Source organism: Lewinella sp. IMCC34191 (assembly GCF_003390935.1).
GTDB lineage: Bacteria > Bacteroidota > Bacteroidia > Chitinophagales > Saprospiraceae > Neolewinella.
In genome coordinates, this window is sequence record NZ_QNQZ01000012.1 from 83985 (window position 1) to 98374 (window position 14390).

General features: G+C 60.9%; 9 protein-coding genes. All 9 read right to left on the bottom strand.

The window, feature by feature from the left end:
* Positions 1 to 59: 59 nt before the first annotated feature.
* Positions 60 to 434 carry a nuclear transport factor 2 family protein gene (locus DRW39_RS19605; protein ID WP_116108787.1) on the bottom strand — a complete coding sequence of 125 codons (375 nt, stop codon included), beginning with the start codon at positions 432 to 434 and terminating at the stop codon, positions 60 to 62.
* A gap of 16 nt (positions 435 to 450) precedes the next feature.
* Positions 451 to 687, bottom strand: a complete 237-nt coding sequence (locus DRW39_RS19610; RefSeq protein WP_116108788.1) for a hypothetical protein — start codon at positions 685 to 687, stop codon at positions 451 to 453.
* 231 nt (positions 688 to 918) lie between these two features.
* The gene (locus DRW39_RS19615) at positions 919 to 1338 is read right to left on the bottom strand and encodes a hypothetical protein (protein ID WP_157976236.1); all 420 of its coding nucleotides are present in this window, start codon (positions 1336 to 1338) and stop codon (positions 919 to 921) included.
* A 131-nt stretch (positions 1339 to 1469) separates the two neighbouring features.
* Positions 1470 to 2900: a pyridoxal phosphate-dependent decarboxylase family protein gene (locus DRW39_RS19620; protein ID WP_116108790.1), complete on the bottom strand. Its 1431-nt coding sequence runs from the start codon at positions 2898 to 2900 to the stop codon at positions 1470 to 1472.
* Positions 2901 to 3067: 167 nt separating this feature from the next.
* Positions 3068 to 4126 carry an NAD-dependent epimerase/dehydratase family protein gene (locus tag DRW39_RS19625; protein WP_116108791.1) on the bottom strand — a complete coding sequence of 353 codons (1059 nt, stop codon included), beginning with the start codon at positions 4124 to 4126 and terminating at the stop codon, positions 3068 to 3070.
* A 424-nt stretch (positions 4127 to 4550) separates the two neighbouring features.
* Positions 4551 to 6827 (bottom strand): GH92 family glycosyl hydrolase, encoded by a 2277-nt coding sequence (locus tag DRW39_RS19630; protein WP_116108818.1) that lies wholly within the window; start codon positions 6825 to 6827, stop codon positions 4551 to 4553.
* A 1262-nt stretch (positions 6828 to 8089) separates the two neighbouring features.
* Entirely contained in the window at positions 8090 to 9559 is a 1470-nt protein-coding gene (locus DRW39_RS19635; protein ID WP_157976237.1) for a deoxyribodipyrimidine photo-lyase, read from the bottom strand.
* Between the two features lie 75 nt (positions 9560 to 9634).
* Positions 9635 to 11563 (bottom strand): endo-1,4-beta-xylanase, encoded by a 1929-nt coding sequence (locus tag DRW39_RS19640; protein ID WP_116108793.1) that lies wholly within the window; start codon positions 11561 to 11563, stop codon positions 9635 to 9637.
* Between the two features lie 161 nt (positions 11564 to 11724).
* The gene (locus DRW39_RS19645; protein WP_410503605.1) at positions 11725 to 14214 is read right to left on the bottom strand and encodes a glycosyl hydrolase family 95 catalytic domain-containing protein; all 2490 of its coding nucleotides are present in this window, start codon (positions 14212 to 14214) and stop codon (positions 11725 to 11727) included.
* Between the last annotated feature and the right edge of the window lie 176 nt (positions 14215 to 14390).

The following is a 14390-nucleotide window of genomic DNA, read 5'->3' on the forward strand; positions in this document are numbered from 1 at the left end:
ATTGTCAATTAGACAATTAAAAGAGAGCCTTTGTTTTGCGGCGGAGCGCAGGTATGAAGTTAGCTCATTCCATTATCGTGTTCCATTTCATCCGGTACACCCTGAATGGCATCCCAGTGCTCGACGATCTTTCCTTGCTCATCAAAGCGGAAGAAATCCATGGTCACGTAGCGATCGTTTGCCGGCCAGACCTGCAGGGTGTGCAGCGCGACCAGGTCCCCCTCCTCCACCGCCCGCAGGAAGTTGATGGACTTTACCGGGTACTCCCGCTGCATCCGTTCGAAGTAGGCGATGAAGCCTTCCTTTCCGTCCGCGACAGCGGGGTTATGCTGAATGTAGCGGTCCCCTACATAACGGTCGACGGCCGAGCGGGGGTCCCCCTCAAAGGCGGTGCGGTAGAAGGCGATGGCGCGTTGCTTGAGGCTATCTTCCATGCCGATAAGGTAGCGGTCATTTTCCGGTATAGCCGGCCTTTTCCACTTCCGTGATGGCATCGACCCGGGTAAGGTATTGATCCAGGAAACCGCTGTCGGCCAGGCTATCCATCCGGTCGAAAGCCAGCCAGAAGCGATCGACGTCGGTGGTGACGAATTGCGCGTCGAGCGGATTGTCGGAGAAATTGTCCTGGTTACGAACCGTGGATGCGAGGGTGGTGAGCCCTATTACGAAGAGGGAAAGGCTTCGCATACGGTCAGTGTTGGTTCTTCCAATTTAGGGCTTTGCCGGGAAAAAGCGCGGGCCGGCACCCTGAGCCCGTTCCGATCGAGCGTACGGGTGATCGGAACTACACGGCGAAGGCGCCAACCCGCGGATAACTACAAATGTCAAGTCTTTGAGGAAGCCGTTTTCCGGATAGACGAACCGAGAACCGCGTGCGTTGGTGGAACGCCAAGATTTTTATCAATTGGGCTGCGCCCCTCAGCTGGGAAAGGCCGTGAGAAAGATCACTAGCGAAAGACTGAGCGCCAGTAGGAGGGCCAGGAACAGCAGCCGCCAGGTGATATCCCAGCGGCCGATCACGGGTAGACTCTCCGTAAGCAGGTCGAATTCGTGCAGTTTGCCGAAGGCATTCGGGTCGGCCAGGCCATCCGCCAGTATCCCCTCCGCGGCCAGTATTTCCACGGCCTGCGGATAATCACTTTCCACTACTTCGATAATGGCCCCGCGGCTACCCCCCAGGAGGTAGCTACCTACGTGAAGACTGTACTCGAAGAGAACGCGGTAGCGAATGCGCTCCCGGTCGAGGGACAGCTTAAGCAAGCTCAGGGTCTGTAACTGCAGGACCTCGGTGAGGCGGACGTAACGCAAGCGGGGGGAAGTGATGAAGGAAGATGCCAAATTACACCCGGTAACAGCTAGCGGATGTCTATCGGGCGTCATACCCGCCGGCCACCCACCGATAACCTACACCTTCACTCGGTATTGAAGGATCATCTGACGCGGTTGCAAGTGGCGGCCGCGTACAGATTTTAGTTTGCGTCCGTCGCTGCCGGTACGCCGAGTCGCTGCAGCAGTTCGACCAGTCGATCGATATCCGCGCGCGTGGTCGCGTAGTTGGTGATACCCGCCCGCAGGTGATCCGTTCCCTTGATCGGATAGACCGATAGCCAGGCCTCTCCGGAATCCACCACCCGCTGGCATACCGTCCGCGCGTAGTTGCCCGGATCATCCACCCCGGGCCAGGTAAAGCAGACGACCGGTAGCGGCGTGTCATTCACGATTTGCCAACCCCGCTCGGCGAGGCGGTCACGTAAGTAATGGCCTATTTCCACGTGGTGACGGATGGTATCGGCGTAGCCTTCCCAGCCAAAGACCAGCAGCGACAGGTACATCCGTAACCCCAGGAAGCGGCGCGACCACTGGATCGTATGGGTATACGGATCGACGATGGAGAGTTCCTTGCCCTCCCGGGGCATGTATTCCGCCGGGGTATTGAAGGTCTTGTTCAGCATATCCGGGTGGCGGGTAAGCAGCATGCCGGTGCCCATGGGAACGGAAAGCCACTTGTGGATGTCGGTGGTGATCGAGTCGGCCAGTTCGATGCCCGCCAGCCACGGACGGTATTCTTCGTTCAGGATGGCAGCCCCACCGAAGGCCGCATCGACGTGAAACCAGCAGCTGTATTTCTGGCACAGTTCCGCGATGGCGGGTAATTGATCGATGGCTGCGGTACCCGTAGTACCGGCGGTCGCGATGACGAGCACCGGCCGGTTGCCGGCCGTTGTATCCGCGAGCAAATGATCGCGTAAGGAATCGACGGACATCCGCTGCCCCTCGTCCGTCGGAATGGATACCACGGCGTTCAGGCCCAGCCCCGCCACCCGGGCCGCCTTGACCACCGAATGGTGCGCCTGATCGGAGCTGTAGATGACCGGCTCCCGGTCGAAGGCCCGGTAGCCCAGGTGGGCGTAATCCGGGTAGGCGTGATTCAGCGCGCAGAGCAGGCCGGTCAGGTTCGCTTCCGCCCCCCCGCTGGTGAAGGTCCCATCGACGGAATCGCGGTCGTAACCGAAACGGGCCCCGTACTCCCGTACCAGGTAGTTTTCCACTTCCGCCGCGTAGGGCGAATGACTCCAGGCGGCCAGCTGTGGGTTAAAGTAGGCCGCGATCAGGTCCGCCAGGATGGAGGGGAAGTTGGTCCGCGGGTTGTACAGGCCGTAGTACATCGGGTGGGGCACGTGTACCTGGTACTTCAGCAGGTTGTCTACCACGCTGTCGAGGGCTTCATCGGGCGGCAGGCCCGTGGTCAGGTCGGTACCGGCAAGGAGTTCCCGCAGCTTTTCCTTGTCGAGCTGTGGGGCTACGCGTAGATCGCGGGTATTGGCGTAGTATTCTTCCAGGCGGGGAAGGAGGTTCTCGAGGAGCTGCTTCCGTTGGTCGGCGGTTAGGTCGAAGTGCATGGGTTGAATGTACGGAGGGTTGGGTGGAGACCATGAAATAGTAGCGTCGCCGATTCGCGAGTCGGACCGGAGGTCCCCCCCCGTGTTTTCCCACGAGCCGCAGGCGAGCTACCCCTACGCGGCAGCCAAATCGTAAATCGTAAATCGGCTATCGTAAATCGTAAATCCTAAACCACCCCCTCCTCGACCAGCACCGCAAACGCATCCTCCATAGTCGTCTTCAGGGGGCGGAAGTCGATGCCCAACTCCTTCCGGATCTTCGAGTTGTCGACATTAAAGGCAATCCCGACATTATTCTTTACGAATCGACGCGACAGCGTCTTATTCACCAGGGGACCCACCAGCATGACCAGCCACTTTGGAAGGACACGGGTGGGAATGGGATAATCGGCTCCGTACCTGGGTTGCAGGGCTTCGGCCAACTCGGGGAAGGAAGTATTGTGAGCGCAGGTAATGTAGCGACCGTGGGCCTCGGGGGTGAAGCCCGCCAAGTAGTGAGCGTCGGCAACGTCACGCACGTCGACCAGGCCGATGTTGACGCGGGGGACGCCGGCGCGCAGGGTGCCGTCGCCGAGTTGCTTGAGCAAGTTCAGGCTTTCGGAGGTGGTCCCGCCGGGATTGAGAGTGGGCCCCATGACGAGGCACGGGTTGATGGTGACCAGGTCCCAGCGATCCTGGGCATTGGAGATGTCCCAGGCGGTTTTTTCAGCCAGGGTTTTGGATAGGGAGTAAGGTTGATATTCCAGAGACGCCGTGGTATTCCAATCCGCTTCGGTGAGAACGCCGCCGGGGGCATTCTGGCAATCCGTGGCATCGGTATAGATGGCGGCGCAGCTGCTGGTGAGGACCACGCGCTTGACGCTATCCACTTTGTTGGCACTGTTCAGTACGTTCTTCGTGCCCTTCACGGCCGGCTCGATCAGTTCCTTTTCGGGGTGGTCGACGTTCGGATTGAAGGGGGAAGCGGTGTGGAAAACCAGTTCACAACCCTCCATGGCCTCCGTGTAGGAGCCTTCGTCCAGCAGGTCGGCGGAAAAGTACTTGATGGTTCCGGGGGTACCCTCGGCCAGCCGGTCCAGGTGGGCCACCTTGTCCTTGTTACCGGGCTGCCGTACGGGGGCGTGAATGGTAAAGCCCTCCAGGAGTAATTTCTTGACCAGCCAGCCGGCTACGTAGCCGGTCGCGCCGGTGATCATGATGGGTTTGCTGCGGTCGATGGTTGTCATACCCTCACAACGCGGCGACTGGGTCCGGGTGCGGTGCGTTCCCGGTTACTGACTTGTACTCGGTTTCAGCGGGGGCAGGCCTGCCTCTGTCTGGGTGGAGGAGCTCCAGCTCCGCAGGTATGCTGGAAATTCCCAGCCTCTATAGGTGGCTGGGAAAATAAACCGGGTACTATTTGGGGTGGTCATAAGAAAGCTCACAAACCGTTACCGACGAGCCGCAGGCGAGCTGTCACACCAGCAAATTGGTGTATAATCCGTGCCGAAATCCGTGAAATCTGTGTTGAACTACCCCACGAGCCGCAGGCGAGCAACCCCGTGCGGCAGCCAATCAAAACTCCCCTATAAATATCCGCAAATCCACCCACCCACGCGCCGCAGGCGAGCTATCTCTACTCCCAGCGACCGCGAGCAAAGCTCGCCACCACTAATTAGACAGCGAAAACGGATACGCCGAAGCCTCCGTACCCCATTCCCGGTTCGGCTCGGGACCCATCTCGAACTCCAGGGTACCGCCTTCCATCAGCGCCTCATGGCTAACCCAGTTCTTCTCGTACGCTTCCCCGTTCCAGGTGATGCGCTGGACATAGCGGTTCTCGTCGCTGTTGCCGGGGGCGGAGATGACCAGCGTATTCCCGTTTTCCAGCTCCAGGGTAATACGCTCGAAGAGCGGGGCGCCGAGGACGTACTGGTCGGTAGCCGGGGCTACGGGGTAGAAACCCAGGGCAGAGAAGACGTACCAGGCGGACGTCTGCCCGTTGTCCTCGTCGCCGGCGTAGCCGTCCGGACCGGGGTGGTACATCCGATTCATGGTCTCCCGGACCCAATACTGCGTCTTCCAGGGCTGGCCGGCGTAGTTATACAGGTAGATCATATGCTGGATGGGCTGGTTGCCGTGGGCGTACTGGCCCATATCGGCGATCTGCATCTCGCGGATCTCGTGGATCACCTGCCCGTAATAGCTGTCGTCGAAGACGGGCGGCAGGCTGAATACGCTGTCGAGCTTGGCAACGAAGGCTTCTTCACCGCCCATCAGGTCGATCAGGCCCTGCACATCGTGGAAGACCGACCAGCTGTAGTGCCAGCTGTTGCCCTCGGTGAAGGCATCGCCCCATTTGAAGGGGTTGAAAGGAGCCATGAATTCGCCGTCTTCGTTCTTTCCGCGCATCAGGCCGGTTTCTTCGTCGAAGAGCTTACGGTAGTTGAGACTGCGCTGCCGGTACTTCTCGACTTCTTCCGCCGGTTTGCCCAGCTTTTTCGCCAGTTGGTAAATGGCGAAGTCGTCGTAGGCATACTCCAGCGTGCGGGCGGCACTCTCGTTGATCTCTACGTCGTAGGGTACGTAGCCGAGTTCGGTGTAATAGTCGGCACCGGCGCGGCCTACGGCAGTCAGGGGGCCGGCATTATTGGCGCCGTGTACCAGAGCGTCGTACAGATTCTCGATATCGTAATCGTACACCTCGCCGCTCTTCAGGTAGGCCTCGGCAACCACCGAAGCGGAATTATTCCCCACCATTACGTTGCGCAGACCGGGGCTAGCCCACTCCGGCAACCATCCGCTTTCGTCGTAGGTGTTGGACAGCCCCTCCTGGATATGCCCGTTCAATTCCGGATACATCAGGTTGAGGAAGGGGAAGAGCGCCCGAAAGGTGTCCCAGAAGCCCGTATCGGTAAAGAGGTAGCCGGGGCGCACCTCGCCGTTGTACGGGCTGTAGTGCACCACCTCACCGTCGGCATCGTACTCGTAGAACTTGCGTGGAAACAGCAGCGAGCGGTACAGGCAGCTGTAGAAGGTAGCGACCTGTTCCGGAGTGCCGCCCGCTACTTTGATGCGGCCCAGATCCTCGTTCCATACTTCCCGTCCATCCTCGCGGACGGTGTCGAAGTCATTGTCGCCCAGCTCCTGTAGATTTCGTTGTGCCTGCTCGTGACTGATGAAAGAAGAGGCCACCCGGGCGTGTACCTGCTCATCCTCTTCCGTTTGGAACCCCAGCAATGCGCCGGCGTGGTTCACCTCGGCCTCCAGGCCCTCACTCAGCACGGAGTCCTGGAAGATTTTGGTCCAGGTGAAATCCTTGTCAAACTCGACGACAAAGTAGTTGCGGAAGTTCTCCGGTACGCCTCCGCTGTTGCGGGTCGTGTAACCGACGACCTTCCGCTCTTCCGGGATGATCTTGACGTACGATCCGCGGTCGAAGGCATCTACGACCACGAAGCCGCTGTCGGTTTCGGGGAAGGTGAAGCGGAAGATGGCCGCCCGGTCGGTCGGGGTGATCTCGGCGGTGACATCGTGATCGGCCAGGTAAACGCTGTAATAGTGGGGTTCCACCGTTTCGGCTTTGTGACTGAACCAGCTACGCCGCTCGTCTTCGCCAAAACGGGGGGTGCCTACCACCGGCATCAGCGAAAACTGCCCGTAATCATTCATCCAGGGGGATGGCTGGTGGGTCTGCTTGAAGCCGCGAATGTGGTAGGCATCGTACGTGTACGCCCAGCCGTTGCCCATCTCGCCGGTCTGCGGGGTCCAGAAATTCATGCCCCACGGCCGCGCGATGGCGGGGTACACGTTTCCGTTGCTGAGCCGGTATTCCGAATCGGTCCCCATTAGCGGACGAGCATAGTCGACCGGCTCGTTGTTTTCCCAATCCTGGCCCGATAGGCTCAATGATAGGAGAGCCAGAAGTGTGAAAAGGTAGCGCGGCATAATCAGCGGTTTAGTGCGAAGTTGATAGGGAAGCGTCAAGATAGCGGACGGATGTAAATTGACAAAGTAAATCGATTTAGTTAATGGCGGGGTGGCGGAGCTGTGCGTTAAATGTAGGGGCGTACTACCCGGAGCTCCAGCTCCGCCCAATGGTTAGCCACGCGGTTTGATGGTAGGGGCGTACTGCCCGGAGCTGGAGCTCCGGGACCCTGTAGTCGGGGTGGCGGAGCTCCAGCTCCGCCGAATGGTTCGCCATGCGGTTTGATGGTAGGGGCGTACTACCCGGAGCTGGAGCTCCGGGACCCTGTAGCCGGGGTGGCGGAGCTCCTGCTCCGCCGAATGGTTCGCCACGCGGTTTGATGGTAGGGGCATACTGCCTGTAGCAGGAGCTTCAGGACCCTGAGTCGGGGTGGCGGAGCTCCAGCTCCGCCGAATGGTTCGCCATGCGGTTTAATGGTAGGGGCGTACTGCCTGTAGCAGGAGCTTCAGGACCCTGAGTCGGGGTGGCGGAGCTCCAGCTCCGCCGAATGGTTAGCCACGCGGTTTGATGGCAGGAGCGTACTACCCGGAGCTGGAGCTCCGGGACCCTGTAGTCGGGGTGGCCGAGCTCCAGTTCGGCCGAATGATTAGCCATGCGGTTTGATGGTAGGGGCGTACTACCCGGAGCTGGAGCTCCGGGACCCTGTAGTCGGGGTGGCCGAGCTCCAGTTCGGCCGAATGATTAGCCATGCGGTTAGATGGTAGGGGCGTACTGCTTGTAGCAGGAGCTTCAGGACCCTGAGTCGGGGTGGCGGAGCTCCAGCTCCGCCGAATGATTAGCCATGCGGTTTGATGGTAGGGGCGTACTACCCGGAGCTGGAGCCCCAGGACCCTGAATGCCTCAAACATACCGCCGAACCAGCTCCGCCGAATGGTTAGCCACGCGGTTTGATGGTAGGAGCGTACTACCTGAAGCTGGAGCTCCAGGACCCTGAGTCGGGGTGGCGGAGCTCCAGCTCCGCCGAATGATTAGCCATGCGGTTTGATGGTAGGGGCGTACTACCCGGAGCTGGAGCTCCGGGACCCTGTAGTCGGGGTGGCCGAGTTCCAGCTCCGCCGAATGGTTAGCCATGCGGTTTGATGGTAGGAGCGTACTGCCTGAAGCTGGAGCTTCAGGACCCTGAGTCGGGGTGGCGGAGCTCCAGCTCCGCCGAATGGTTAGCCATGCGGTTTGATGGTAGGGGCGTACTACCCGGAGCTGGAGCTCCGGGACCCTGAATGCCTCAAAGATACCGCCGATCCACCTCCGCCAAATCCTGCGGCACCTTTACCCGCGGCACTTCCCGCCCCGCCTGCTCCCTCAGCCACTCCGCCACCCCTTGCCGCTTCCGCAGCGCGCTATCGCTGCGCCCCGGTACCCAGCCATACACATTGATTTCCCGGTAGCCCTTTTTCGCGTCTCCGAAGCCCCAGCGGATGTTGCCGTAGGTAGAGGCGTCCCGCCCGTCGTAGCTGAAGCGGTCGTTGAGGTAGCAGGCGATGGCGAAGGCTTCCCGCGGGTCCGGCCGCCACCGAATGAGCTGTTTTACCCAGTACATCCGCAGGTTGTTGTTCATCCAGCCGTCGAGGACAAAGGCCTTTTGTGCGGCATTCCAGGTTTGGTCCTCCGTCTCGCCGTGGATGAGGGCTTCCAGGTCGTAGATCCGTTCGCGCGCATCGCCGGCGTGGTCCAGCAGGCTTTTACGCGCCCAGTCTGGCAGTCCGGCCCAGTGGGTAAAGTCCGGTATGTGGCGGCAGCCGTGGTGGAAGTACTCCCGCCAGGTGAGGAGCTCGTCGAAGAACTTATAGCGGGCGGCGGGGTGTACGTCCCCGGCTTCTTCGGCTTGAGATACCGCTAACGCAACCTCCCGGGGAGACAGCACGCCAAAGTGCATATAGGGGGAAAGGTGGGTCGAATCATCCTCAAGGGAAGGATTGTTACGCGTCCATTTGTAGCGCGGCACCACCTCCCGCACGCAATACGCCAGCCGTTCCAGGGCGACGGACCGGCCACCGCCATAATTGGCCATCGCCCGTACCGACATATCTACCCCGCACTTTTCTATCAGCGCATCCAGTTGGTCTATGGTGAGATCGGTGGCATCTTCGGGGCTCAGATCCAGTTCCCCCGCGAAGGGATGGACGGTGGGCGTCTGTTCCAGGTCGGTCTCCAAATGCACCTCGCGCAGGGGCGTATGGGCGGCACGAAACTGTTTGGTGGTCGCCAGGTGGTCGGGGAAGGCGTTCATCGGCACGGCGCAGCAGGCATCCACTCCCCACACGGCGGCGGACAGTCGCTGCGCCAGGTCGTCCGCGTAGGAACGCGTCACGAAGGTGGGCACGTCATCGACAACCACGGCGGCGGCGCGGCGGGCGAGTTTTGCCACGGTATCGACCTCTCCGTCGCCCGCCCGGCGCACCCAGCGTACGAACCTGAGCCCGCGCTCTTCCAGGCCCGCTTGCAGGTCGAGACTGGCTTCCAAAATGAACTTGTGGAGGCGGTGGGATGCGTAGGGATAGCGATTCTCCAGCGCGTGAATGACGACCACCGGTAATTTTAGCTCGTTGCCTAGCAGGATAGCTACGTCTATCGCGGGATTCTCCTTCGCCCGCAAAGCCTGCATCAGCCAGCAAAGTACGTATTCGCGCTTCCCATTTACGGGGTGGGGAGTAAGGGCGCGCGTGCGCTGGCGGAGGATGTCGTGTGCGGTCACCCCCAAACAACCGCGGGCGGATCAAAGGGTTTGTCCCTCCGATCCGCCCGCGGCGAAAGCTAGGTGTGATGACCGTTACCGGGTCACGATCAGGCGTCGGGCCGTTCGTTTGCCCTCGGCGGTGAGGGTAACGATGTAGGCGCCGGGGCGCAGGTTAAGCGCCTGTGCGTTAAGCGGAATGGTTTGGAGACCGTCGGCGTTGCGGCGGGCTACCTCCTTACCTAACTGGTCGTAGATGCGGAGTTCGGCGCGGTTGAGGGCTTCACCCAGGCGGACCGTAAAGCTGCCTCCGGTCGGGTTGGGGAAGATTTCCACGGTAGTGGTGAGTTCCGTTGGTCGGTCGAAGATCGAGCTCGGTGCGCAGTAGGTAAACTCGTTCAGCGGCGGGTTCGGTGCACGCCGCAGGCTATCATTGAGGTACTCGGCCAGCGCGGGGCGCTCGGTTCCGTTACAGGGGTCGAAGAGGTAGGCTTGCTGGGCGGTACGCCACAGGCCGGTGCGGTAGCCCCACAGGGTAATGCCGATGACGGAGGGGTGGTTCCAGAAAAGCCCGAAAACCCGCTCGTACTCCGCCAGCTGGAAAGAGTCGGCGACCGTCTGATTGTCGGTTGGCTGGTAAGAACCATCGGTATTGCCGTCGATCTCCAGTTCGGTGACCATCAGCGGCAGGCCGATCATGGCCAGGCTGTCGAGTTTTCGGGTGAGTACGGCGGTTTGCGCGGCGAAGGTCGAGTCGTTGTAAACGTTGTTGTACACCCGGGTGGAGAAGGCATGTCCCTGGAAACCCAGAACATCGACCAAACCGAGGGAGTCTAGCAGCTCGGCGACTTCGACGTAATCCCGGGTGGTGGTACCCCCGCCGTTCACGACGTTGTACTCGTTCAGCATCAGTTTCGTTTCCTCACAGGGGAAATAGCTGCGCGCTATTTTGAAAGCGTTGACGATCCAGTCGTACTCACCCGGCGTAGTCTGTAACGAATCGTTTAACGACCGGAGGGCGCCGATGTAGTCACCGCTTCCGTTGTCGTTGGCATTCTGCCCCAGGTTGTCGGGCGGCTGGTTGATGAATTCATTGAGTACCTCTACATACTCCAGGGTCGCCCGCGCGTCGCTGCTCCCGTCGAAGTGGTCGGCGACGCCGGAGATCCAATCGATGATCTCGTCTACTTTCTCCTCGTCGGAAAGCGGCTTCAGCCAGGTAGGCTGCTGAGCGCCCCACAGCAGGACGTGGAAGCGGAAGGGAAAATCGTTGCGGGCGGCGAAGGCGCGGATGCTGTCGAGCTGCTGCCAGTCGAAGGTGTCGCGGGTACCCTCCACGCTGCCCCACTTACCGGCGTTCTCCGGGGTGACCTGGTTGAAGTAGTATTCGAAATCGTCCGTCTGGCTACCGCCGTAAACTGAGCCGATAAACTTATTCTTGCCGGCGGCGATGGGGGTCTGGGTGCTGTCCACCGAGAAGGTGTCGATACAGGGGGCGGCCGGGGCGAGCATCTCCGCGGCGTCGAAGTAGAAGGTCGCTACGTCGTAGGCGAGATCCATCGAGATGACGGTCTTCGGTACGTTAGCGACGAAGGTGTAGGAAATCCGGGTCCAATCTGTCGGAATTTCCAGGTCGTCGCCGTACTGGGCCGTGCCCTGACCCGGCTGGGTCGAGAAACGCATGGACCCGCCTTCTTCCTCCGCCTTCGCCCAGATGCTGAAGGTGTAGCTGTTGCCAATGAAGGTCTCTATGGAATCGGTGGTCACCTGTACCTGCCAGGGCTGACTGTCGGAGCCGGGGCTGTTGATCTGCAGGGCCCGGGTACCCTCGTACACGTTGTCACCCTCTGTCGTTTCCACAACGTTCTCCGCGCCGTTCAATACGGCCCAGTTGGTAAAGGTATTCCCCTCGCCCTCCTCGAAGCTCGGGTTGGGAATCAGGTTTTCGTCCTGCGCGAGGAGCAGCGTACCCGGCAGAAGCAGGCAGAGCAAGACGAGAAATAGGTTGGAGTAAAATCTTTGCATTAATCGAGTTTTAGTAAAAAAGCGAAGTGGCCAAACTCGGCCGGCTGTGAATATAGACCGGCAATTCGCTTTTCAAAGCTTTTTACGCATTCGATTGTGTAATTTTTATGCTCATTTTCCGTTTAGGGAGTTTTTTGCCGCGTCAGGGGGCTGAAAAGAGCCTATCGATCCGCCGTCAGGGTCACTACATCCCCCGCGGAGGTGGTCACGTCGTATTCGTACACCCGTGGGGCGCGGGCATCGGCTCGATATGACTCCGGCCGTATCACCGGCGGCGCTACCGTAGGTACCGCGAAGAGCGGATTCGGATTGTCGCCGCTGGCCTCCCGCAGCGCGGCACCGGTCAGCGGCACGTAAGTCCGGATCCGCAGGTTGCCCCCCAATGCCGACCGTACCGTCACCGTATCCACCGCGCCGTTCGTCCACCGCAGGCCCACTTCGAAGCCGCCCCGTGCCCGTAGCCCCGTGACGGAACCTTCGGACCACGCCGTCGGCAGGGCGGGCAGTATATGCACGGCACCGTCGTGACTCTGCAGTAGCATCTCCGCGATCCCGCTCGTACAACCGAAGTTACCGTCGATCTGGAAGGGCGGGTGGGCGTCGAAGAGGTTGTTGTAGGTACCGCCCCGCTCACCAAATCCGTCGCCGGTGGCCGGCTTCAGCTGGTCGCGAATGAGCTCCAGGGCGTGATCGCCGTCGAGGAAGCGCGCCCAGAGGTTGACCTTCCAACCCATCGACCAACCGGTGCTTTCGTCGCCGCGGGCCTCCAGCGAGGTGCGGGCGGCGGTAAGCAGTTCAGGAGTGCGATAGGGGGAAATCTGGTTGGAGGGGTACAGGCCGTACAGGTGGGAGACGTGGCGGTGTCGGTCGTCCTGCCGGTCCCAGTCGTGCATCCACTCCTGCAGCTGGCCCCACCGGCCGATCTGCATGGGCGCCAGCTGGGGCATCAGCTGCGCCAGGCTGTCGGCAAACTCACCGTCGGTACCCAGCGCCGCGGAGGCCTGGATCACGTTGGCGAAAACGTCGTGAACCAATTGGTTATCCATTGTCGTGCCCGCCGCGATGCTCACCCCGTCGTGGTGGGCGTTTTCGGGCGACATCGACGGACTGATCACCCGCCACCCATGCTCCGGCTCCGTCTGTAGGTTGTCCTTATAAAAGAGCGCCGCCCCCTTCAGTATCGGGTAATACTCGCGTAGAAAGGCCGTATCTCCGCTATAGAGGTAGTGCTGCCAAAGGTGTTGGCTCAGCCAGGCACCGCCGCTCGGCCACAGTCCGTAGAAGGCCCCGTCCACGACCCCCGCGATACGCCAGGCGTCGGTATTGTGGTGAATGTTCCAGCCGCGGGCGGCGTACATGCTGTCGGCGGAGGCCCGTCCCGAACGGGAGATATCGCGCACCATCCCGAAGAGCGGTTCGTGCAGTTCGCTCAGGTTGGTCGGCTCCGCAGGCCAGTAGTTCATCTCCGCATTGATGTTGACGGTGTACTTGCTGTCCCAGGGCGGGGTCAGCTGCCGGTTCCAGATGCCCTGCAGGTTGGCCGGCTGGGTGCCGGGTTGGGAGCTGGAAATGAGCAGGTAGCGGCCGAACTGAAAGTACAGCGCCGCCAGCTGGGGGTCGTCGGCTTCCCCAAAGGCCGCCAGCCGCTCGTCGGTGGGGGCGGTGACCGCTTCGGTGCTGCCGAGGTCCAGTTGTACGCGGTCGAAGTAGTTGGCGTAGGCGGCGCGGTGATGCTCCTTAAGCGTATCGAAGGGCTGGGCGTAGGCGGCATCGAGGGCACTATCCGCCCGGTCGTCGGGCTTGGCCGTCAGGTGCTGGTAATCGAAGAAGTTGGTGCCGGTCGAAACGAAGAGCACGACCGTATCCGCGGCCGTGACCACCAGTGAGCTATCCGTCGCTTCCATCCGGCCACCCGTCAATTTGGCCGCTACGCGGGTAGTGAAGTCGACCCGTCCGGTTTTGCTCTCGAAGTCGCTCGAGGTGCCGCGCAGCGCCAGGCGATCTTCTTCCACCTCCACGCTGCCCGAAGGATGCGGGCTATCCAGTTCCACCCGGAAGCTCAGGCTGGCGTGTTGGTCCGCGGTCAGCTCCATCACGATTACGTTGTCCGTCAGCGAGGCGAAGGTTTCCCGCTTGTAGTTGACGCCCCCGCGCCGGTAGCTGACGGTGCTCAGGGCACGGGCGATATCGAGCTCGCGGTAGTAGTCGTCCAGCGGCGTATCGTTGGCGAAGATGACCCGCAGGTCGCCCACCGTCTGATAGGGCATGCCGTAGTTGTTACCCTTCTGCAAATCCCACGGCAGGACGGAATTAGCCAGCTCCTGGGCCGCTTTGTGCTCGTCCGCGAAGATCAGCCGGCGGATTTCCGGGAGTACGTCCAGCAGTTCCGGCACGATATTATTGCCCGGCTCTCCGGCCCACACCGTTTCCACGTTCAGCTGCAGCACGGCCGTATCGATACCGCCGTAGACCATCGCGCCGAGTCGTCCGTTACCGAGGGGCAGGGCTTCGTTCCAGTTGGCGGCCGGGGCCGTGTACCAGAGGGCCATCGGGTTTTCGGCGTTTCCCTGCTCCTGGCTGTGCAGGGCATAGGAGCAAACAAGCAGGATGGCCAGGGCGGCGGTCCGGAGGCGAAGCGTACGTAGATACATGATCATAAAGGTCAAATTGCGGCACCGCAAAGTAAATCGCCGTGCGCTTCCCGATCCCCGCCACTGGGATACAATATACCAACGCCTCCGAACGGCCGACACTTCCGGCGGCCTTTTCGCGGGTTTCCCGCCGCCGTTGCCCGATTTGGGCGGCGGAGCGCAGGTAAAGACCTTAT

Excerpts from the sequence above, each read along its gene's own strand:
- DRW39_RS19605 (WP_116108787.1), bottom strand. The coding sequence starts at position 434 with ATGGAAGATAGCCTCAAGCAACGCGCCATCGCCTTCTACCGCACCGCC.
- DRW39_RS19610 (WP_116108788.1), bottom strand. The coding sequence starts at position 687 with ATGCGAAGCCTTTCCCTCTTCGTAATAGGGCTCACCACCCTCGCATCC.
- DRW39_RS19620 (WP_116108790.1), bottom strand. The coding sequence starts at position 2,900 with ATGCACTTCGACCTAACCGCCGACCAACGGAAGCAGCTCCTCGAGAAC.
- DRW39_RS19625 (WP_116108791.1), bottom strand. The coding sequence starts at position 4,126 with ATGACAACCATCGACCGCAGCAAACCCATCATGATCACCGGCGCGACC.
- DRW39_RS19630 (WP_116108818.1), bottom strand. The coding sequence starts at position 6,827 with ATGCCGCGCTACCTTTTCACACTTCTGGCTCTCCTATCATTGAGCCTA.
- DRW39_RS19640 (WP_116108793.1), bottom strand. The coding sequence starts at position 11,563 with ATGCAAAGATTTTACTCCAACCTATTTCTCGTCTTGCTCTGCCTGCTT.
- DRW39_RS19645 (WP_410503605.1), bottom strand. The coding sequence starts at position 14,214 with ATGTATCTACGTACGCTTCGCCTCCGGACCGCCGCCCTGGCCATCCTG.